This window comes from Pantoea sp. MBLJ3 (genome assembly GCF_000816655.1).
Taxonomy (GTDB): Bacteria; Pseudomonadota; Gammaproteobacteria; order Enterobacterales; family Enterobacteriaceae; genus Pantoea; species Pantoea eucalypti.
On the sequence record NZ_JSUT01000012.1, the window covers coordinates 1 to 20,571 of the forward strand.

Genomic DNA, 20,571 nt, shown 5'->3' on the forward strand with positions numbered 1-20,571 from the left:
CCTCAGGGATGAGGGGCGTAATCGCGCGGGCCGAGCGAGCCATGGATGGCAGTTTTGCGTCTTTCCGATCTGACCGTGTTTCCTGTGCAGGCTCAGTCTTACAGCAACCAGTCCAGACTTTGTCAGCAATCTCAGTAACGCTAACATGTCCCTTTTTAATCCTGCGTCCAGCCTTTACGAATCGGTACGGCAAACAGCGCCCGATAGAGCGGGTTGATCACTGCCAGCATCCGCTCGCCATAGAACTGCCACGCCAGATGAGACGCCAGACAACTCAGCAGACCCACCAGGAACCCACCCAGCATATCCATTGGCCAGTGAACGCCCAGGTAGACCCGCGACCAGGCGATAGCGCAACCCGCTATCATCAGCACTACGCCCGACCAGAGGCGATGCCAGAAGATAAAGGCCAGCGCAAAGGTGAAAATCGTGGTGCCGTGATCGCTGGGATAGGAGTCATCGGCGGCGTGGTGCAGGAACTGATAGCCGTAACCAATGGCAAAAGGGCGGGGATGCGGCAGCAGATGGCCGACACACCAGGAGATTGCCAGCGCATAAATCAGCGCCATACCGGTTTTCAGAACCAGCGCCCGTTGTGAAGAAACCTGATCGCGCGGTCCCCAGAGCCACATCGCCACAATTAACAGCGGCACAATGGCAATCAGGTCTTTGGCAATAAAGGTCGCGAGGTGTATTAACCAAGCGGGTGACGCCGGCGTGGCATTGATGGCAGTAAACAGTGAGTGGTTCAGCTCTTCCATTTCGGGATACATTCCTCAGCACAAATAGCTAACTTAACAGCGCACCATCCTGCTTTTTAAGACGCAATTCGTCTACGGAAAGGCTCCGAATCTGATAATGAGTTGCACAACTGTTTAAGTTTTATGACCGTTTCGGGTCAGTTTGTGGTGCTGGTGAGTGGCGCAGGGAGGAAAAAAGGGCATAAAAAAACCCGCCAGGAAAAAGACCAGCGGGCTCCACAATTTGGGGATTTCAAAGAAAAGCAGTGGCACTTATTATGACTATCGCTTAACTATAAAGTTCTGGACGCAGGCAAAAAAATTTTATAAAGGCAAAATTGGCCAGATGATCACAATCAGTGTCCCCGCCAGCGTGAGCAATACGTTGGCAATGGCATAGGTTCCGGCATACCCCAGCGCCGGAATATTGCTGCGTGCGGTATCACTGATAATCTCCATGGCCGGTGCACAGGTTCGCGCACCCATGATGGCACCAAACAGCAGGGCGCGGTTCATCCGCAACACATAGGCACCAAACAGATAGCAGATGATCACCGGAATCAGGCTCACCAGCAGGCCGCAAAGTAGCATCAGGGCACCGTCACTGCTCAGGCCGTGATTAATGCCGCTGCCAGCGCTTAATCCTACTCCCGCCATAAACACCATCAGCCCGAACTCTTTCACCATCGTCAGCGCGCCCTGCGGAATATAACCAAAGGTCGGATGGTTGGCACGGAGGAAGCCGAGCATGATACCGGCGAACAGCAGACCCGCTGCGTTACCAATACCAAAACTGAAATTGCTGAACTGGAAAGTAATCAGGCCAATCATCAGACCCACGATAAAGAAGGCGCAGAAAGCTAAAAGATCGGTCATCTGACTGTGAATCGCGATGAAACCAATGCGATCGGCCACACTTTTGACCCGTCGTGCCTCACCGCTGACCTGCAGCACATCACCTTTGTTCAGTATAATGCTGTCATCAATCGGCATCTCAATCTGACTGCGTATCACCCGGTTCAGGAAACAGCCGTGGTCGGTGAGGTTTAACTTACTGAGGCGCTTGTTTACCGCATTATGGTTCTTCACCACGATCTCTTCGGTAACGATGCGCATATCCAGCAGATCACGGTCAAACACCTCTTTACCATTACGAAAGCTGGGGTCGAGCCGGGCATGGGCATCGGGATAGCCGACCAGCGAGATATCATCACCCAGCTGCAGCACCGCATCACCATCGGGACTGGCGAGAATACCGTTGCGGCGAATGCGCTCAATGTAGCAACCGGTCTGACGATAGATGCCCAGTTCACGCAGGTTTTTGCCCCCGCTCCACGCCACCAGTTCCGCACCCACGCGATAGGCGCGAATGACGGGAAGAAAGACTTTGCGCTGGCTGTCCGCATCCAGACCGCGTTCACGGGCAATTTGCTGGGCGCAGGTGGGCAGATCCTGATGTTGCAGACGGGGCAGGTAGCGTGCGCCAAAAATCAGACTCACCAGGCCAATCAGATAGGTTACGGCATAGCCGAGGCTCAGCTGATCCTGCATGAGTGCGAGCTGCTTTGGATCGGTGATGCTTTGCCGCAGGGTATCACCCGCGCCGACCAGTACCGGCGTTGAGGTCATCGAACCGGCCAGCATGCCAGCGGTGAGGCCAATATCCCAGCCAAAGAGTTTGCCCAGCCCCAGCGCCAGCAGCAGTGCGCTGACCACCATGACGATGGCGAGCATGAAATAATTTTTGCCGTCGCGGAAGAAAATGGAAAAAAAGTTGGGACCGGCTTCAACGCCGACACAAAAAATAAACAGCATAAAGCCCAGGCTCAATGCATCGGTATTGATCGTGAAGTGTTGCTGGCCTAATAAGAGCGAAACGACTAATACGCCAATCGAATTTCCCAGCTGAACGGAGCCAAGACGCAACTTACCCAGACAAAGGCCAAGCGCTAAAACGACAAATAATAACAAAATGTCATTTCCGCTTAACAATCCTGCGACGTTAATATTCACTGTTTAACTTCTTGTTTACATGTAAGCTATTGAAGAGTAGCCTGTTTTTCGTTATCGTGAGCAGGCCGTTGAGGTTCTGTTGTATCAATGCTGTAAATGGAACCTTTACCGCGGCGCTATTCTAATCACAATTATCTTTCTCAGCCATTGGCTGTTTTCATTCGTTGCCACAACGAACTGTTTCTTTTTATTTCCATCTGAACGCATCAGGGATATCAGCAGGTTATTGTCGGGGTTATTTTTAATCAGTGGGGTAGTATGCCGCAGCGCTCTTATCTCTGGACAACCCGCCTGTGCGGCGTGGTGTTGTATAGTCTGGTGTTTGTTTTTACCTGTCGTTTCTGGCAAGTCGGTCCCGGCCCGCTTCGTGGTCAGCCCGAATTAATGCTCTTTATGTTGCCCGGTATTGTGATGGCGTTGATGCAGGTGGAAAGCCCGCTAAAAAGCACGCTGCTGATGGGACTCTGGGGAACGTTACTGGCAGCACTGCTGTTAAACAACAGCCTGTTTATTCACAGTAGCGGATTCTTTTTAGTGGCCTGGAGCCTGAGCGCCCTGTTCTGGGCAGGTTGCGGGGCATTGCTGGTGCGATTGATGCAGATTGTCATGGCGTCACTCAACTGAAGGGTGCCGTTTGATTTCCCACAGCCAGAGAGCAAAAAAGGCGAGACAGAATTTTCTGCCTCGCCTTTTTCATTCCGGCCCTTTGCGCTTACGCGACAAATCCCAGATTCTCTTTAGTCCATGCAGCGAACTCGGTGTAGCCACCGATATGTTTTTCGTCCACGAAAATCTGTGGGACGGTGCTGACCGGTTTACCGGCGCTGGCTTCCAGATCGGCTTTTGTAATGCCTTCTGCGTTAATATCAACGTACTGGTAGCTAAAATCATCGCGCTCAGCGGTCAGTTTATCGGCCAGTTCGTGGGCACGCACACAGTAAGGACAGCCCGGACGACCAAAAATAACAGCAATCATAAAGAACTCCTTGCAGCGACTATTATGTGATGTATGTCACACAACGAAACAGAGAATGGGCACCATCATGCCCGCTCGTATCGCTTAAGGAAAGCAGGATTTGCCTGTTAGTCTGATGCCCGCACGCTATTGCCGCGCGTTCAGGAAGCATCTGAAACAGGGGCTTTTTCGCAGCAGCGGCCTCTATATCCCGCGCAATTTTTGGGTTGTTGACCATAATTGACGCTCAGTAAGCCGCTAAGGCAGGAGGATGTGATGCAGAGTGTAGCCAGATTGCCCCGGTTTGTGGTGGTGATGGAGGCGGCAGGTGGCCTGTTGATTTTAGGCGCGCTGCTGCTGATCAACCACTGGCTTCCGCTGCCAGACATGGCTGACGTGAAAACGCTGGCCACTGTGCTGTTCATCGCCGGCGTGGTTCTGATGCTGCCTGCTGCCTGGCTGTTAATGTGGCGCACCGCGAAAGCGATAGCACCACAGCTGTTCAATCAGATTGATAAAAAAAGATAATTTTGCTGGAGACTTTATGACACCGACCATTGATTTACTGTGCAGCCACCGTTCGATCCGCGCCTTTACTGACCAGCCGGTCAGCGAAGAGCAGCGTGAAGCGATTATTAATTCGGCGCAATCGGCGTCCACATCCAGCTTTTTACAGTGCTCTTCTATTATCCGTATCACCGACAAAGCGCTGCGTGACAAGCTGGTAACGCTGACCGGCGGGCAGACGTGGGTCGCAGATGCGCCTGAGTTCTGGATTTTCTGCGCGGACTTTAATCGCCACCTGCAGATTTGCCCGGATGCACAACTGGGCCGTGCCGAGCAATTGCTGCTGGGCTGTGTCGACACCGCGCTGATGGGGCAGAATGCCATGGTCGCAGCGGAATCACTGGATCTGGGCGGCGTCTTTATCGGCGGGATTCGTAACAGCATTGCGGAAGTGACAGAACTGCTGGGCCTGCCGAAGTTTGTGCTGCCGCTGTTTGGTTTCTGCCTGGGTCATCCGGAATCGAAGCCGGACGTCAAACCGCGTATGCCACATGCGATGCTGGTACATGAGAATCGCTATCAGCCACTGGATCCGGCGGTGCTGGCAGAATACGATAGCCGCACAGAACTCTATTATCAGCAGCGCGACAGTAACCAGCGTAGTGAAACCTGGAGCGAGCTAATCCAGCGGCTGATCATTAAAGAGACGCGTCCGTTTATGCTCGATTATCTGCATCAACAGGGCTGGGCCACGCGTTAATTCAGAAAGGGAGAGCAGCGATGAAGATAGCCATCCTGTCACGTGACGAAACGCTCTATTCCAGCCGACGATTGCGTGATGAGGCCGCTGCGCGCGACCACGAAGTACAGGTCATCGATCCGCTCTCCTGCTATATGAATATCAATCCTGCCTCGCCAGCGGTTCACTATTGTGGTGAACCGCTGGGTCATTTCGATGCCGTTATCCCGCGCATTGGTAACGCCATCACTTTTTATGGCGCGGCGGTACTGCGGCAGTTTGAAATGTGTGGCAGCTATCCGCTAAATGAGTCCGCCGCCATTACCCGCACCCGTGACAAATTGCGCTCGCTGCAGCTGCTGGCACGAGAAGGCATCGATATGCCGGTGACGGGCTTTGCCTCTTCGCCCGATGATACCGATGATTTGATTGCCATGGTGGGTGGCGCACCGCTGGTGGTCAAGCTGGTAGAAGGAACCCAGGGCATTGGTGTCGTACTGGCCGAAACACGTCAGGCGGCAGAGAGTGTTATTGATGCCTTTCGCGGCCTGAATGCCCATATTCTGGTGCAGGAGTTTATTAAAGAAGCGCAGGGACGTGACATTCGCTGTCTGGTGATCGGCAATCAGGTCGTGGCCGCGATTGAGCGTGTCGCGAAAGAGGGCGATTTCCGTTCCAACCTGCATCGTGGTGGCAAAGCGTATCCCGTCGAGATCACGTCACAGGAGCGGCAGATGGCCGTGAAAGCGGCAGCCACACTGGGACTGGAAGTGGCGGGCGTCGATATTCTGCGCGCTCATCGTGGCCCACTGGTGATGGAAGTTAACGCCTCGCCAGGTCTGGAGGGCATCGAAACCAGCAGCGACCTTAACATCGCCGCGTTAATGATCCAGCGGATCGAGCAGCAGGCTATCCCCGGGCTCCGTCCTAAAACCGCTGGCTGACGCGCGCTTTTCAGCAGTTTTCGTGGCATCGCCGCGCATTTTTCCGTAAGCTAAGTCGCCTGTTTATCACCCCACTGGGATTTTACGATGGATTCTCTTGTCGTTCCGGATATCGACCTGCTGCGTCGCTGGCTGGATCAGCAAAATATCACCTGGTTCGAATGCGATGCCTGTCAGGCACTTCATCTGCCTCACATGCAAAACTTTGATGGGGTGTTTGACGCCAAAATCGATCTGGTCGACAACGTCATTCTGTTTTCGGCGCTGGCTGAAGTGAAGCCAACGGCGCTGATTCCGCTGGTCGGCGATTTGTCGCAAATCAATGCCAGTTCACTGACGGTGAAAGCATTTATCGACATTCAGGATGATAATCTGCCGAAGCTCATTGTCTGTCAGTCAATGACCACCACGGCAGGATTAACGTTTGGTCAGTTCTCACACTTTATGAAGCAGAGTGAAGAGCAGATCTCCATGGTCATTCTGGAAGCCTTTGCCAACAATTTGCTGATTGTGGGCGAAGAAGAAGAGCACGTTCCGGTGACCAGCGTCCATTCTGTGCTGCACTAAGCCCGACAGGGTCGCCCACTAAGCCGTCCCTGAGACGGCTTTTTTATGCCCGCTATCCACCACCGCCTTTTTTTATTCTGCACTTTGCCCTTTAACGCCAGATATTTGTCGTGGTTTATGCCATCAAAGCCGAACCTCATAGCTTAAACATGCATAAAATATCGGTTTCAGGCGTTTTTTACGCTGAGGTCTGGTACAGCATGACGGGTGGGGCTATGCTTGCGGGGCTGTAACAGGCGCGTAACTGCGTCTCAGCTATAGGTTTTTGCTATTAAACTCCCGCTGAATAATGATTCATTGTGTCACTGACGTTTTGTCCGGAACGCAATGCAGGGATCTCTGATTTGCAGCGTTGTAATGACCCGCTCAGGAGGATGGAAAAATATGTTCAACTCACGTCAGAAATGGCTGTCAGCTGTAGTAGCTGCTGCGCTGATGGCCGCGTCGGCCAGCAGCATGGCGGAAGATAAAACGCTGCACGTCTACAACTGGTCCGATTATATTTCGCCAGATACCGTGCCGAACTTTGAAAAGCAGTCCGGCATCAAAGTGGTCTACGATGTGTTTGACTCCAACGAAGTGCTGGAAGGCAAACTGATGGCGGGCAGTACCGGCTACGATGTTGTGGTGCCATCTTCCAGTTTCCTGGCGCGTCAGCTGCAGTCCGGGGTATTCCAGCCGCTGGATAAGAGCAAACTGCCTAACTATAAAAACCTCGATCCGGCACTGATGGAAAAAGTGGCGCAACACGATCCCGGTAACAAATATGCCATTCCATATCTGTGGGGCACCACGGGTATTGGCTATAACATCGATAAAGTTAAAGCCGCACTGGGCGCCGATGCGCCAGTCAACAGCTGGGATCTGGTGCTGAAGCCAGAAAACCTGGAGAAACTGAAAAGCTGTGGCGTTTCCTTCCTGGATGCACCGGAAGAGATTTTCGCCACGGTACTGAACTATCTGGGCAAAGATCCGAACTCCTCTGATGCTAAAGAGTATTCCGGCGCGGCCACTGACCTGCTGCTGAAACTGCGTCCGAATATCCGCTACTTCCACTCGTCGCAGTACATCAACGATCTGGCTAACGGTAACATCTGTGTCGCCATCGGCTGGTCGGGCGATATTCTGCAGGCGAAAAACCGTGCTGATGCCGCGAAAAACGGGGTGCACCTGGGCTACAGCGTACCGAAAGAGGGCGCACTGGCCTTCTTCGATATGATGGCGATCCCGAAAGATGCGAAAAACCTCGACGGTGCTTACGCCTGGCTGAACTACATCATGGATCCGAAAGTGATCGCCGATGTCTCTAACAAAATGAACTACGCCAACGGCAACAAAGCGTCGCTGCCGCTGATCAATGCTGATGTCCGTAACAATCCAGGTATCTTCCCGACACCTGAAGCGATGTCGAAATTGTTCGTGCTGAAAGTCCAGGATCCGAAACTGGATCGTGTGCGTACGCGTGCATGGACTAAAGTAAAAAGTGGTAAGTAGTTCGTCCTTAACGGATTGACCTGTCACGCATCAGCAACAGAGGCGCAATACCGGCCTCTGTTGTGCCATTTTTAGCGGCAAATTTTGCCGCAATGTTCCGCCTGGCTCCGGAGAGAACCCTTTGTGAACGATGCCATTCCCCGTCCTCAAAATAAAACCGCAAAAGCGTTAACGCCGCTGCTGGAAATTCGCAATCTGACCAAATCCTTTGACGGCCAGCACGCCGTGGATGATGTCAGCCTGACTATCTATAAAGGTGAGATCTTTGCCCTGCTGGGTGCATCGGGCTGTGGCAAATCCACGCTGCTGCGCATGCTGGCCGGTTTCGAGCCGCCCACCAGCGGCCAGATTGTGCTGGATGGACAGGATCTGTCGCACGTTGCTCCCTATCAGCGCCCGATTAACATGATGTTCCAGTCCTACGCGCTATTTCCGCACATGACGGTGGAGCAGAATATCGCCTTTGGTCTGAAGCAGGACCGGCTGCCGAAAGGGGAGATAAACAGTCGGGTCGCCGAAATGCTGGCGCTGGTGCACATGCAGGAGTTTGCGAAACGCAAACCGCATCAGCTCTCCGGTGGTCAGCGTCAGCGCGTGGCACTGGCCCGCAGCCTGGCGAAACGCCCAAAACTGCTGCTGCTGGATGAGCCAATGGGCGCTCTGGACAAGAAACTGCGCGACAGAATGCAGCTGGAAGTGGTTGATATTCTGGAGCGCGTTGGCGCGACCTGCGTGATGGTGACGCACGACCAGGAAGAGGCGATGACCATGGCGGGGCGCATTGCGATTATGAATCGCGGTAAATTCGTGCAGATTGGCGAGCCGGAAGAGATCTATGAGCATCCGACCAGCCGTTACAGCGCGGAGTTTATCGGTTCGGTTAACGTCTTCGAAGGGTTACTGCGTGAACGTCAGGCGGATGGCCTGGTGATCGACAGTCCCGGCCTGATGCATCCGCTGAAAGTCGATTCCGATGTCTCGGTGGTCGATAACGTGCCGGTGCATGTTGCGCTGCGTCCTGAAAAAGTCATGCTGTGCGATGAAGTACCCGCCGATGGCTATAACTTTGCGGTGGGAGAAGTGGTTCACATCGCTTATCTCGGCGACCTCTCTATTTTCCATGTCCGTCTGCACAGTGGACAGATGATTAGCGCACAGTTGCAAAACGCGCATCGCTACCGCAAAGGGTTGCCAACCTGGGGCGATGAAGTCCGCCTCTGCTGGGAAAGCGACAGCTGCGTGGTGTTGACGGTTTAAGGAGCGGCTATGAGCCAGATTTTCCAACGCGCCAAAGCGCCTGCCCGACTGGTCGGCACGCCGCTGCAACGCTGGGCCACGCGGGTAAAAATGCAGCATGGCCGCAAGCTGGTGATCGCACTGCCTTATGTCTGGCTGGTGCTGTTATTCCTGCTGCCGTTTCTGACGGTGCTGAAGATCAGCTTCGCAGACATAGCGCGAGCGATTCCCCCTTACACTGAGCTGGTGAGCTGGGCAGATGACCAGTTCAGCATTGTGCTCAATTTCGGCAACTATCTGACGCTGACTGACGATCCGCTCTACATCGACGCCTATCTGCAGTCATTGAAAGTAGCGGCGATCTCCACGGTCATCTGTCTGCTGATTGGCTATCCACTCGCCTGGGCCGTGGCGCACAGTAAGCCGTCGATGCGCACCATTCTGTTGCTGCTGGTCATTCTGCCGTCGTGGACTTCGTTTCTGGTTCGCGTCTACGCCTGGATGGGCTTGCTGAACAACAACGGCATTCTGAACCGCTTCCTGCTGTGGCTGGGCGTAATCGATCATCCGCTGGTGATCCTCTACACCAATACCGCGGTCTATATCGGTATCGTCTACTGCTATCTGCCGTTTATGGTGCTGCCAATCTACACCGCGCTGACCCGTATCGACTACTCGCTGGTGGAAGCCTCACTGGACCTGGGCGCGCGTCCGCTGAAGACCTTTTTCAGCGTGATTGTGCCGCTGACTAAAGGCGGCATCATCGCCGGATCGATGCTGGTCTTTATCCCGGCGGTAGGGGAGTACGTGATTCCTGAACTGCTGGGTGGCCCGGACAGCATCATGATTGGCCGTATCCTGTGGCAGGAGTTCTTTAACAACCGTGACTGGCCGGTGGCTTCCGCGCTGGCGGTGATCATTCTGCTGATCCTGATTCTGCCGATCATCTGGTTCCATAAGCATCAAAACCGTGAAATGGGAGAGAAGGCATGAATAATTTGCCAACTATTCGCTCGCCATGGCGTACCGCTATTCTGGCCTGCTGCTTCCTGTTCCTTTATGCGCCGATGCTGCTGCTGGTGGTTTACTCCTTCAACAGCTCACCGCTGGTGACGGTGTGGGACAGCTTCTCGTTCCACTGGTACAGGGTGTTGTTCCAGGACAGCGCGATGATCGACGCGGTGGTGCTGAGTCTGAGCATCGCCGGACTTTCTGCCACGATGGCGGTGGTGTTGGGCACGCTGGCAGCAGTGATTATCGTTCGCTTTGGTCGCTTCCGGGGACACAACGGTTTTGCGTTTATGCTGACCGCGCCGCTGGTGATGCCCGATGTGATCACCGGGCTGTCACTGCTGCTGCTGTTCGTCGCAATGGGTAACGCGTTTGGCTGGCCGAGCGAACGCGGCATGCTGACCATCTGGCTGGCACACGTCACCTTCTGTACCGCCTATGTGGCGGTGGTGATTAACTCGCGTCTGCGTGAGCTGGACCGCTCAATTGAAGAGGCTGCGATGGATTTAGGTGCCACGCCACTGAAGGTCTTTTTCGTGATTACCGTGCCAATGATTGCGCCGGCGATTGTCACCGGCTGGCTGCTGGCGTTTACCCTGTCGCTCGACGATCTGGTGATTGCCAGCTTCGTGACCGGACCGGGCGCGACGACATTGCCGATGGCGATTTTCGCCACCGTACGACGCGGCGTTAACCCGGAAATCAATGCGCTGGCTTCATTGATCCTGTTTGTGGTCGGTTTAGTCGGTTTTATCGCCTGGCGATTTATGGCGCACGAAGAAAAACAGCGTTTAAGCGATATTCAGAAAGCTAAACGTGGCTGAAATCCCTGAGTTTTGCCACTATATAAACGGGCCGGTTTAACCGGCCCGTTTTTCGATCAGGTGGAGTCACGGACTATGTCAGACATCTTCAAAAGCAGCGCTACGCTCTCAGGCGCACCGGTTCCGGTGACGGTTGCGGGCATTGCTATTATCGCGACCCGCTGCCTGAGCGTTCTGATGCTGGCAAACGAGCTGGGTTACAGCGAACTCGCCAACTTTGTGCACCGCAGCGCCCAGTCCTGGGACTCGACACTCATCTTTATCGCCAGCCAGCTGATCTTCCTGTTCGAACTGCGCTGCGCCTTTATTCTGATGCGCGGCAGTAACCGTGGACGCTGGGGCTATGTGGCGACACAGGGGGTTGTGCTGATCTATATGCTGTTCGCTTCGCTGGGGGGAATCTACCCGGAAATTTTCAGCATTGATGGCGACAATAATGTCCAGATAATCCACCATACGCTGTCGCAGAAAATTCCCGACCTGCTGGTGTTGATGCTGTTGTTTCTGCCTGCCAGCAGCCGCGCTTTTTTCAGGAAGCGATGATACAATCGCGCTCCGCCCGACCCCATCGTTAAGGCTTTACCATGCACTGCGCGCTTTATGACGCTAATCGTTGCCGCTCCTGTCAGTGGCTGGAAAAACCCTATCCCATTCAGCTGAGCGACAAGCAGTCGATGCTTGAGCAGTTACTGGCTGAGCAGCCGGTTACAGCCTGGCTGCCGCCGGTAACCTCACCACAACAGGCATTCCGTAACAAAGCCAAAATGGTGGTCAGCGGCAGTGTTGAGCGTCCGGTGCTGGGTCTTATCCATCGTGATGGCGAGGCTGTCGATCTGTGCGACTGTCCGCTCTATCCCGCCAGCTTCCAGCCGGTGTTTACGGCGCTAAAACCCTTTATTGCCCGTGCCGGCCTGACGCCCTATAACGTGGCACGTAAACGCGGCGAGCTTAAATTCCTGCTGATCACTGAGAGCCAGCAGGGCGGCATCATGCTCCGTTTTGTCCTGCGCTCAACCGCTAAACTGGAACAGCTGCGTGCGGCATTGCCCTGGCTGCAACAGCAGTTGCCGCAGCTGGCGGTGATCTCTGCCAATATTCAGCCGGTGCATATGGCGATTCTGGAGGGAGAAGAGGAGATTGCGCTGACGCCCGCGCAGTCGCTGGCAGAGAACTTCAACGGCGTGCCGCTGTGGATCCGCCCGCAGAGCTTCTTCCAGACCAATCCGCAGGTTGCCAGTGCACTCTATGCCACCGCACGCGACTGGGTGCGTGCGCTGCCGGTTAACAGTATGTGGGATCTCTTCTGTGGCGTAGGCGGTTTTGGCCTGCATTGCGCGACACCAGAGATGGAACTGACCGGCATTGAGATTAGCGCTGAGGCGATTAAATGCGCCCAACGTTCCGCTGAGATGCTGGGGCTGGAGAAAGTGCAGTTTGCGGCGCTGGACTCTACGTCGTTTGCGACCGGACGCGATGCCGTACCGCAGCTGGTGCTGGTGAATCCGCCGCGTCGTGGGATTGGAGAGGCGTTGTGTGATTATCTCAGCCAGATGGCCCCGGATTATCTGCTCTATTCAAGCTGTAATCCGCAGACCATGGCGCAGGACATTGCCCGGCTGAGCGCGTATGAGGTCACGAAGGTTCAGCTGTTCGATATGTTCCCTCACACCGCCCATTTTGAAGTGCTGACGCTGTTAACCCGCCGTCACCACTGAGTCCGGTGAAATTCCCGGAGTTACTCCGGGAACCACTTCTGATTAAGCAGCTGCCAGCTGCCGTTGGCTTTCAGTTCGGTCAGCGCCTGATTGAACTGATCGCGCAGCGCGGTATTGCCTTTCCGCACCGCAATGCCGAGGCCGGTGCCAAAGTAGTCTGCATCCGTCACATGTTCACCGACCGTAGCGAGATCGGGATTGGTTTTCAGCCACTGATTCACCACCGCGCTGTCGCCAAACACGCCATCCAGTCGGCCATTCTTCATATCCAGAATCGCATTCTGATAGCTGTCATACGCCACTACTTTCACTTCCGGATGCTTATCCTGCAGGAACTTCTGGTGAGTGGTGCCGTTTTCAACGCCGATGCGTTTGTCTTTCAGATCGCTGAAGCTACTGAACTTGCCCTTCTGCGCGATCACAATGGCGGAGTTAGCGTAATAAGGCTGGGTAAAATCGACCTGCTTGCTACGTTCAGCGGTGATATCCATGCCGGAAATGACCGCGTCATAGCGGCGGAACTTCAGTGACGGAATCAGGCTGTCGAAGGCGTTGTTGGTAAAAGTGCACTCTGCTTTCATCTGCTGACACAGCGCTTTGGCCAGATCGATATCAAAACCCACCAGATTATTTTCCCGATCCAGCGTTTCAAACGGTGGATAGGTTGCTGAGGCGGCGAAGCGGATCTTTTCCGCGGCCTGCGCGTTGATCGTAAGCGTTGCCAGCGCAGCGGCAATAATCCATTTTTTCATTTTATTATTCCTGTGATGTGGTCAGCCAGAGAGGGCAATACCCTGCCATAAAATGAATTTTTATGCAATTAGGGTGATTTTTCAGGCGGAAAGGGCGAGAGGCCTCGCCCGGAATTCAGTTACGCCGCTCAAATGCCAGCGCGCGTCTTTCGATCAGTCGCATCATCAGCGTCAGTAAACCGTTAACGCAGAGATAAATCAGACCTGCCGCGGCATAGACTGTGATGTCATAGGTGCGGCCATAGAGCAACTGGCCGTGGCCCATGACTTCCATCAGAGTGATGGTGTAGGCCAGCGAGGTGCCTTTAAACACCAGTACCACTTCATTGGAGTAAGAGGAGAGGGCGCGTTTAAATGCATAGGGCAGCAGGATGCGCAGGGTGTCTTTGCGACCCATGCCAAGTGCCGCGCACGATTGCCACTGTCCGGAAGGAATCGCCCGGACCGCACCGTAAAACAGTTGCGTGGTGTAAGCCGCGCTGTTCAGCGACAGCGCCAGCATCGCGCACAGCCACGGCTGCGACAGGAGATGCCACAGCCAGGGGATCTGCTGGATCGACGGAAACTGTCCCGGACCGTAGTAGATCAGGAAGATCTGTACCAGCAGCGGCGTGCCGGTAAACAGTGTGATAAAGCCCTTCACCAGCGGATTAAACACCGGCGTTTTCAGCGACAGCACCACGGTGAAGATCAGTGCAAGCAGCAGCGCCACCACCAGCGAGGCCGCCGTCAGCGTCAGGCTGGTATGCAGCCCTTTCAGAAGTTCAGGCAGATAGGCCAGCATCAGCTGTTCCCCCGTTCAAAGCGGGTCGTGCGCAGTTCAATGCGGCGTAACACCGCCTGGCTGAACAGCGTAATCACCAGGTAGATCGCGGCCGCCACCAGGAACCAGGTAAAGGGCTCCTGCGTTCGGGTGGCAATACTTTTGGTTTGCAGCATCAGATCGTTGACGCTGATCAGCGAGACCAGTGCGGTATCTTTTAGCAGCACCAGCCACTGATTGCCCAGACCGGGCAGGGCGTGACGCCACATCTGGGGCATAATCAGCCGCAAAAATATGGCCGATTTTTTCATGCCCAGCGCCTGTCCCGATTCCCACTGACCGACAGGCACCGCTTTAAGTGCGCCGCGCAGCGTCTGTGAGGCGTAGGCGGCATAGAGCATCGCCAGCGAAATCACACCACACAGGAAAGGACTGACATCAAAGTTCTCAATCTGCATCTGAACCGGCAGCGTAAACAGTCCGAAGTTCAGCGTGAAACCATCAGAGAGAGTGAGCAGCAGCTGTGATGCGCCAAAATAGATAAACAGTACCACCAGAATTTCCGGCAGGCCACGGATCAGCGTCACCAGGCCGGTGCCAATCCACGCCAGTGGTCTCAGGCGCAGTGACTCCCAGCCAGCGAAAATCATCGCCAGCACCAGGCCAGCGATGAGAGCACAAACAGCAAGGCCGACGGTCATCCCGGCGGCGCTTGCGAGGGTCATCATTTCATTCATCGGAGATTACTGCTGGAACCATTTGCTGTAGATGGTCTTGTAGGTACCATCCGCTTTGATTTTATCCAGCGCGCCATTGAATTTGGTCTGCAGCTCGGTGTTACCGGTGCGAACCGCAATACCCAGGCCAGTACCAAAGTAGGCTTTATCTGTAACTTTATCGCCGACGGCAGCCAGCGCAGCATTCTGCTTCAGCCACTCGTTAACCACGGCGGTGTCACCAAATACGGCATCAATGCGGCCATTTTTCAGATCCAGCACCGCGTTCTGATAGCTGTCGTAAGGAACGATGGTGATGTCGCTGTGTTTATCCGTCAGGTATTTCTGATGTGTGGTGCCATTCTGGACGCCAACGCGCTTGCCTTTCAGCGCTTCAACACTGGCGACTTTACCTTTCTGGGCCACAAACAGCGCCGAGTTGTCGTAGTAAGGCTTGGTGAACAGGACCTGCTTTTCACGATCCGGCGTGATATCCATGCCCGCCATCACCGCATCAAAGCGACGGAATTTCAGGCTTGGGATCAGGCTGTCGAACGCCTGGTTAGTGAAGGTGCAGGTCGCGTCGATCTCTTTACACAGTGCGTTAGCCAGATCGACATCAAAGCCCTGAATCTTGTTATCTGCATCCACATACTCAAAAGGAGGATAAGAGGCTTCGGTCGCAAAACGAATTGTCTGTGCCGCGGTAGCGCTCAGGCTAAAACCGGCAAGCAGTGCAGCAAGTACCATTTTTTTCATTTTTAGCATCCTGACTTAGTGCGAAAGATAGTGAGCAAACGCGTCGGTTTGCGGCTGTGTAAAGCGGCTGGCGTCGCCCTGTTCCACAATGCGACCGTTCTCCATGTAAACAACGCGGCTGGCCGTTTTACGTGCCACTTCCACTTCATGGGTCACAATCACCTGGGTAATGCGGGTCTGCGCCAGTTCGCGAATGATACTGACAATCTGTGCGGTAATTTCAGGGTCCAGCGCGGCCGTCGGCTCATCGAACAGCAGCACCTGCGGTTCCATCATCAGGGCGCGGGCAATCGCCACACGCTGCTGCTGACCACCAGAGAGGTGCAGCGGGAAGCGATCGCTGTAAGGCGTGAGGCGCAGACGATCAAGCAGCTTGTCGGCGCGGGCACGCGCTTCACTTTTGCTGAGGCCCAGCACCCGGCAGGGTGCTTCAATCAGATTCTGCAGCACGGTGAGATGCGGCCAGAGATTATATTGCTGGAACACCATACCGACGTTCTGGCGCAGTTCGCGAATCGCGGCGTCAGAGGGTTTCTGAGTGAAGTCGAACTGATTGCCGGCAATCTGCAACTGACCTGAACGAGGCTGCTCCAGCAGGTTAAGAACCCGCAGCAGCGAACTCTTGCCCGCACCGCTTGGGCCAAGCAGTACCAGGGTTTCGCCTTGCGGACACTCAAGGTTGATGTCGAACAGCGCCTGATGAGCACCGTAGAAGCAGTTTATTGCGTTTAGTTGAATACTCATGCGCCAGATTTGAATAGCTATTAGTGTCGCGGATTTTAACGTCACCAGAATAGTTATGCAAATAAGGTGGGTTAAAATTTGTAAAACAACAGGTAAACAGCAAAAGCTTAGCACAATATCATGCAGTGTCTGGCGCCAGCCCGATGCCGTGGGGCAGGCTGCGGCAATAAAAAAGCGCAGTCACCTGAGGTGGCTGCGCTTTTCATAGCGCTAAAATATCAGGTTATTTTTTTGACTTTTCAAGCATCTGGCTCAGGCTTCCACCCTCGGCATGCACAGGGTTCGCCATGTAGCGCACGTCGTCAACGACCCAGCAAGTGCCCTGATGAATCATCAGCACTTCATCCTGCCACTCCTTTCCGTCGCGGCTCAGTTTTACCCGCAGCGGGATGTTGCGTGCATCACGGTTTGGAATAGTAGATGCATCAGCAACGCTGGCGGCTGTCGGGCCCTGTGACAGGCTGGAGAAGAGATCACCGTTTCGCCACTGTGCGCCGGCATTGCTGCCGCTGGCCGCCTGCAGGGAGTGGTAAAGCGCATCACTCAGGTAAGGGCGATATTTTGCCAGTGTGTTGCTGTCAGGCAGACCCTGCGTGGGCTGTTCAACACGCAGATCATAAAATTGTTGGGCAACCTGGTCAGGACCGCCTTCAATGCAGGGGGCGGTTCGCGGGCCATTATCCTTAATGACTGGCTCAACGGTGGTACAGGCGCTAAGCAGCAGGGCCGCCGGGATCATTAGCGCAAACGCGTTGTTTCTCATCTCGATTTCCTTATGGTTCTCTGGCAAGGTGCCCTTTTTAGCATAGAGTATAGCTGTGCTTTTTAGTCGAAAGAGCCTTAGCCTGATTTCAACAAGGAGAATGCGATGAAATTTTCAACAACCCCGACGCTGGAAGGCCACAGCATCAGTGAATATTGTGGTGTGGTCACTGGCGAAGCGATTCTTGGTGCGAACATTTTCCGTGATATGTTTACCAAATGACAAAAATGATATAATACCGAAGTATAACTACATGTTATTGTTATAAAAGGTATTTTTATCATGATTCAGGCATTCTCATATGTCAGATTTAGTACGAAGTCACAAGCAACAGGAACTTCACTTGAAAGACAGTTGAATGCTTCAAAGTTGTTCTGTCAACAACACAATCTTGAACTTTCCTCAAAGGGCTATAACGACCTTGGTATCTCAGGCTTCAAAAACGTAAAACGACCAGAACTTGATCAGATGCTTGAGGCCATACAATCGGGAGTTATACCTTCAGGAAGCTACATACTGATTGAAGCTATCGACAGACTTTCACGTAAAGGCATATCGCATACTCAAGATGTTCTCAAATCAATACTTCTGCATGACATCAAAGTGGCCTTTGTTGGTGAGGATGCCAAAACACTAGCAGGTCAGATTCTGAACAAGAATTCCCTCAATGACTTAAGCTCAGTAATCTTGGTAGCACTTGCTGCGGATTTGGCGCACAAAGAGTCTTTGAGAAAATCGAAGTTGATAAAAGCAGCTAAAGCCATCATAAGGGAGAAGGCTCAACAGGGTAAGAAAATCAGAGGCCATACAATGTTCTGGATTGATTGGTCTGAGTCGAACAATAAGTTTGTGCTTAATGATAAAAAATCAATTATCAAAGAAATTGTCAAACTTAGGCTTGCAGGAAATGGACCAAGAAAAATAGCTACGGTTCTTAATGAACAACAGATTCCATCACCATCGGGCAAACAGTGGAATCATATGACCGTGAAGGTAGCATTAAGAAGCCCAACCTTGTATGGAGCCTATCAGACTCATCAAATCATAGAAGGTAAAGCTGTACCTGATATTCTGATTAAAGACCATTATCCAGCAATAACTAACTATGAAACCTATCTACAACTTCAATCAGATTCTTCAAAAGCTAATAAGGGAAAACCCTCTAAAGCTAATCCTTTTAGTGGAATTCTAAAGTGCTCTTGTGGTCATGGAATGAATTTCAGTAAAAAGGTAATGGTCTATAAAGACAAACCTCATGAATACGAATACCACTTCTGTTCTGCATCAACAGAAGGTAGATGTCCAAACAAAAAGAGAATTAGAGACTTAGTCCCATTGCTGACTTCATTGATGGATAAATTGACTATTAAACAGACCACAAAGAAAAATTTGAACTTAGAAGAAATCAAACTTAAAGAGCAGAAAATCGAAAAGCTCAATTTGATGCTGCTAGAGATGGATAATCCGCCATTAAGCGTTCTTAAGACAATACAGAAATTAGAAGAAGAACTTAATCTACTTCTTAAGACGACAGATTCTCCAGATGTATCGCAAAATGATGTTGAAAGTCTAAGCTCAATAAATGATGCGCAAGAATACAACATGCACTTGAAAAGAATAGTCAGAAAAATAGAAGTTCATCAATTAGATACTACTGGGAAAAACCTGAGAATTAAGGTTTTAAAAACAGATGGTCATTCGCAGAATTTCTTGATAAAGTCGGGTGAAGTTCTGTTCAAATCAGATACTGAGCAGATGAAGAATTTACTAAAAACAATGAAGGAAGCTTGATATGATTTCTAAAGAGATTATGGACGCACATATGAAAAACGTCGAAGCATCAAAAGACAAGGCTGATGACGTCTTTGATAACAACAACTTTTTTGGTGAATCAACATTTAATTCACCCAACAATGTAGATCCAAACTCCTATGAGGCTTGGATTAATAATATCGTTGAAATGAAAGTAACTCTTGAACAACTTCATCAGTTTGATTTCTATGTTCCGGGAAATGCATTTATTCGCACCTCTGGTCCATTTGATGTATCAATGGCTCCAAGGGAATTATTTGAAAAGTCATTAACTAAAGAAGTCGTTCAAGATTACATAAACTCTGACGTATGTACAAAATACGAACACATCAGTTTTGAAAGGAAAGAATCTGAATATCCTAACGTCTTTAATGTGATGTTTAACTATTAACAGTAAACACCAAGACTACCTGTTTTGATAACTGTGGTTACTCGTCTAGCTCTGTTAGGAGTTTGGCGAGCCCACTTGCTATCAAGTGCCTCTGCCGACGCTGCCGACCAGTTTCCTAGCTGGAGATGCTGAATCATTTTCTTGAAACCAAGTACCCCACTTAAACCAAGCTGAAAGACCATGTTAACCAGAGCCATCCTGCGAGCCTCATTCAGCTGGTTGTATGTCTCATTAAGTACAGAGCGTTCAATGCTCTTGGTTGCTCTCAGGATGTCCTCAGTGAGGAATTTCTCTGACTGCACCTGTGTAATTCTTCCTGTCATTTCACCTGTGTAACTTGAAAGAATCCTTAGAGCTTCTTGATAAGATGGATTCTTTGTAATCAGCCTTCCTATTCCTATAGTCCAAAAACCTTCCGAATCTTTATAGAGCTCCAGTTTCTCACCTTCATCGTAACTTAACATCTGATATAAGTTCATAAACACCTCTTAGTTAAAAGAGTATTTACGTTCAATTTGTTGATATTAAATACAGCTATTAATAGGAGGCCCAATTATGGCTATGTTAGACAATACTTCCGTAAAAATTTCAGATGTAAGTGTGACTTCTAACGCACCTTTCTTTGCTAATAAAGCAATGTCGGGTAAATATCAGAAGAGATACACAGGAATTCAATTCTTTGAACTTGAATTCACTGCTAATTATCAAATGAACGATATGTCGGTGGTAAAAAAGTTTGTTGCTGAGCATCAATACGGACAGCCTTTTTCGTTTCCTCTAAGCTGGTTCAGTGAATATCAGGGTACAGCAAATGGAACCCTTCAATCTGGCATAACTGCACAACCCGGAGCTCGGCTGTTAACACTTGGAACTTTCACCGGAACTTTAGAAGCAGGTACTGTTATAAAGTTTGCTAACCACTCTAAACTTTACACAGTCCAGAAAGACGTTCAATCAGGTGGGCAATGCTCTCTGTTTCCTTCTTTGAGGGCAACTGTTCAAGCAGGCGAGATAATCAACTATCGTTCCCCTCAAGGTACTTTTGTTATGACGAATGACAAAATTGAATGGTCTATTAATTCTTTGAACAAAATGAAATTTACAGCTACAGAGTACATTTAAGGAA

General features: G+C 51.8%; 24 protein-coding genes and 1 pseudogene. 15 read left to right on the plus strand and 10 right to left on the minus strand.

Translation table 11 applies throughout. The annotated features are described in order from the left end of the window. Positions 1-155: 155 nt before the first annotated feature. Both ybjG and NP77_RS16400 read right to left on the minus strand, forming a co-directional pair. Positions 156-761 (minus strand): undecaprenyl-diphosphate phosphatase, encoded by a 606-nt coding sequence (gene ybjG, locus NP77_RS16395; RefSeq protein WP_039661079.1) that lies wholly within the window; start codon positions 759-761, stop codon positions 156-158. Positions 762-1,064: 303 nt separating this feature from the next. Continuing rightward, a complete protein-coding gene (locus NP77_RS16400) occupies positions 1,065-2,753 on the minus strand; it encodes an aspartate:alanine antiporter (protein ID WP_003849258.1) in 1,689 nt (562 codons plus the stop codon). 258 nt (positions 2,754-3,011) lie between these two features. Between NP77_RS16400 and ybjM the strand changes: the two genes are divergently transcribed. Continuing rightward, positions 3,012-3,377 carry an inner membrane protein YbjM gene (ybjM, locus tag NP77_RS16405; protein WP_039660869.1) on the plus strand — a complete coding sequence of 122 codons (366 nt, stop codon included), beginning with the start codon at positions 3,012-3,014 and terminating at the stop codon, positions 3,375-3,377. 88 nt (positions 3,378-3,465) lie between these two features. Here ybjM and NP77_RS16410 read toward each other — a convergent pair whose 3' ends face one another. Next, positions 3,466-3,729: a GrxA family glutaredoxin gene (locus NP77_RS16410; protein WP_003849263.1), complete on the minus strand. Its 264-nt coding sequence runs from the start codon at positions 3,727-3,729 to the stop codon at positions 3,466-3,468. Between the two features lie 255 nt (positions 3,730-3,984). Here NP77_RS16410 and NP77_RS16415 point away from each other — a divergent pair, with 255 nt between their 5' ends. The 10 genes from NP77_RS16415 to rlmC all read left to right on the plus strand — a co-directional run bounded on the left by NP77_RS16415 (position 3,985) and on the right by rlmC (position 12,745). After that, positions 3,985-4,236: a DUF1418 family protein gene (locus NP77_RS16415; RefSeq protein WP_003849267.1), complete on the plus strand. Its 252-nt coding sequence runs from the start codon at positions 3,985-3,987 to the stop codon at positions 4,234-4,236. Between the two features lie 16 nt (positions 4,237-4,252). Further along, the gene (gene nfsA / locus NP77_RS16420) at positions 4,253-4,975 is read left to right on the plus strand and encodes an oxygen-insensitive NADPH nitroreductase (RefSeq protein WP_003849269.1); all 723 of its coding nucleotides are present in this window, start codon (positions 4,253-4,255) and stop codon (positions 4,973-4,975) included. Positions 4,976-4,995: 20 nt separating this feature from the next. Next, entirely contained in the window at positions 4,996-5,898 is a 903-nt protein-coding gene (gene rimK / locus NP77_RS16425; RefSeq protein WP_003849271.1) for a 30S ribosomal protein S6--L-glutamate ligase, read from the plus strand. A gap of 87 nt (positions 5,899-5,985) precedes the next feature. Continuing rightward, complete coding sequence (locus NP77_RS16430; RefSeq protein ID WP_003849273.1) at positions 5,986-6,465, plus strand: YbjN domain-containing protein; 480 nt, start codon at positions 5,986-5,988, stop codon at positions 6,463-6,465. A 384-nt stretch (positions 6,466-6,849) separates the two neighbouring features. Beyond that, the gene (gene potF, locus NP77_RS16435; protein WP_003849278.1) at positions 6,850-7,959 is read left to right on the plus strand and encodes a spermidine/putrescine ABC transporter substrate-binding protein PotF; all 1,110 of its coding nucleotides are present in this window, start codon (positions 6,850-6,852) and stop codon (positions 7,957-7,959) included. A gap of 123 nt (positions 7,960-8,082) precedes the next feature. Beyond that, the gene (gene potG, locus NP77_RS16440) at positions 8,083-9,216 is read left to right on the plus strand and encodes a putrescine ABC transporter ATP-binding subunit PotG (protein WP_003849280.1); all 1,134 of its coding nucleotides are present in this window, start codon (positions 8,083-8,085) and stop codon (positions 9,214-9,216) included. A gap of 9 nt (positions 9,217-9,225) precedes the next feature. Continuing rightward, a complete protein-coding gene (gene potH / locus NP77_RS16445) occupies positions 9,226-10,188 on the plus strand; it encodes a putrescine ABC transporter permease PotH (protein WP_003849283.1) in 963 nt (320 codons plus the stop codon). Then, positions 10,185-11,030, plus strand: coding sequence for a putrescine ABC transporter permease PotI (gene potI / locus NP77_RS16450; protein WP_003849285.1), 846 nt, complete (start codon positions 10,185-10,187; stop codon positions 11,028-11,030). The genes potH and potI overlap by 4 nt, the downstream gene beginning before the upstream one ends. Positions 11,031-11,105: 75 nt before the next feature. Beyond that, positions 11,106-11,573: a YbjO family protein gene (locus tag NP77_RS16455; RefSeq protein ID WP_039660870.1), complete on the plus strand. Its 468-nt coding sequence runs from the start codon at positions 11,106-11,108 to the stop codon at positions 11,571-11,573. A gap of 41 nt (positions 11,574-11,614) precedes the next feature. Next, a complete protein-coding gene (rlmC, locus tag NP77_RS16460; RefSeq protein WP_039660872.1) occupies positions 11,615-12,745 on the plus strand; it encodes a 23S rRNA (uracil(747)-C(5))-methyltransferase RlmC in 1,131 nt (376 codons plus the stop codon). 20 nt (positions 12,746-12,765) lie between these two features. Here rlmC and artJ (NP77_RS16465) read toward each other — a convergent pair whose 3' ends face one another. The 6 genes from artJ (NP77_RS16465) to NP77_RS16490 form a co-directional block, all read right to left on the minus strand. Next, positions 12,766-13,497, minus strand: coding sequence for an arginine ABC transporter substrate-binding protein (artJ, locus tag NP77_RS16465; RefSeq protein WP_039660873.1), 732 nt, complete (start codon positions 13,495-13,497; stop codon positions 12,766-12,768). A 115-nt stretch (positions 13,498-13,612) separates the two neighbouring features. Then, positions 13,613-14,281: an arginine ABC transporter permease ArtM gene (artM, locus tag NP77_RS16470; protein ID WP_003849291.1), complete on the minus strand. Its 669-nt coding sequence runs from the start codon at positions 14,279-14,281 to the stop codon at positions 13,613-13,615. Further along, positions 14,281-14,997, minus strand: a complete 717-nt coding sequence (artQ, locus tag NP77_RS16475) for an arginine ABC transporter permease ArtQ (protein ID WP_039660877.1) — start codon at positions 14,995-14,997, stop codon at positions 14,281-14,283. Before artQ ends, artM begins: the two co-directional genes overlap by 1 nt. Before the next feature lie 6 nt (positions 14,998-15,003). Further along, entirely contained in the window at positions 15,004-15,735 is a 732-nt protein-coding gene (gene artJ / locus NP77_RS16480) for an arginine ABC transporter substrate-binding protein (protein WP_003849295.1), read from the minus strand. A gap of 15 nt (positions 15,736-15,750) precedes the next feature. Continuing rightward, a complete protein-coding gene (artP, locus tag NP77_RS16485) occupies positions 15,751-16,479 on the minus strand; it encodes an arginine ABC transporter ATP-binding protein ArtP (RefSeq protein WP_008925830.1) in 729 nt (242 codons plus the stop codon). Positions 16,480-16,702: 223 nt separating this feature from the next. Next, complete coding sequence (locus NP77_RS16490; RefSeq protein WP_003849298.1) at positions 16,703-17,242, minus strand: lipoprotein; 540 nt, start codon at positions 17,240-17,242, stop codon at positions 16,703-16,705. 105 nt (positions 17,243-17,347) lie between these two features. On the opposite strand from NP77_RS16490, the pseudogene NP77_RS23065 reads away from it, so the two are divergent. The 3 genes and pseudogenes from NP77_RS23065 to NP77_RS16500 form a co-directional block, all read left to right on the plus strand. Continuing rightward, positions 17,348-17,455, plus strand: a pseudogene (locus NP77_RS23065) (heavy metal-binding domain-containing protein); the annotation flags it as partial. A gap of 69 nt (positions 17,456-17,524) precedes the next feature. Then, positions 17,525-19,033: a recombinase family protein gene (locus NP77_RS16495; protein WP_039660878.1), complete on the plus strand. Its 1,509-nt coding sequence runs from the start codon at positions 17,525-17,527 to the stop codon at positions 19,031-19,033. 1 nt (position 19,034) lies between these two features. Then, on the plus strand, positions 19,035-19,445 hold the full coding sequence (locus NP77_RS16500) for a hypothetical protein (RefSeq protein ID WP_039660879.1): 411 nt from the start codon (positions 19,035-19,037) through the stop codon (positions 19,443-19,445). On the opposite strand, the gene NP77_RS16505 is transcribed toward NP77_RS16500, so the two are convergent. Further along, positions 19,442-19,924, minus strand: coding sequence for a glycoside hydrolase family protein (locus NP77_RS16505; protein ID WP_039660881.1), 483 nt, complete (start codon positions 19,922-19,924; stop codon positions 19,442-19,444). The genes NP77_RS16500 and NP77_RS16505 overlap by 4 nt on opposite strands. Positions 19,925-20,000: 76 nt before the next feature. On the opposite strand from NP77_RS16505, the gene NP77_RS16510 reads away from it, so the two are divergent. Continuing rightward, positions 20,001-20,567 (plus strand): hypothetical protein, encoded by a 567-nt coding sequence (locus tag NP77_RS16510; RefSeq protein ID WP_231572337.1) that lies wholly within the window; start codon positions 20,001-20,003, stop codon positions 20,565-20,567. Positions 20,568-20,571 lie beyond the last annotated feature (4 nt).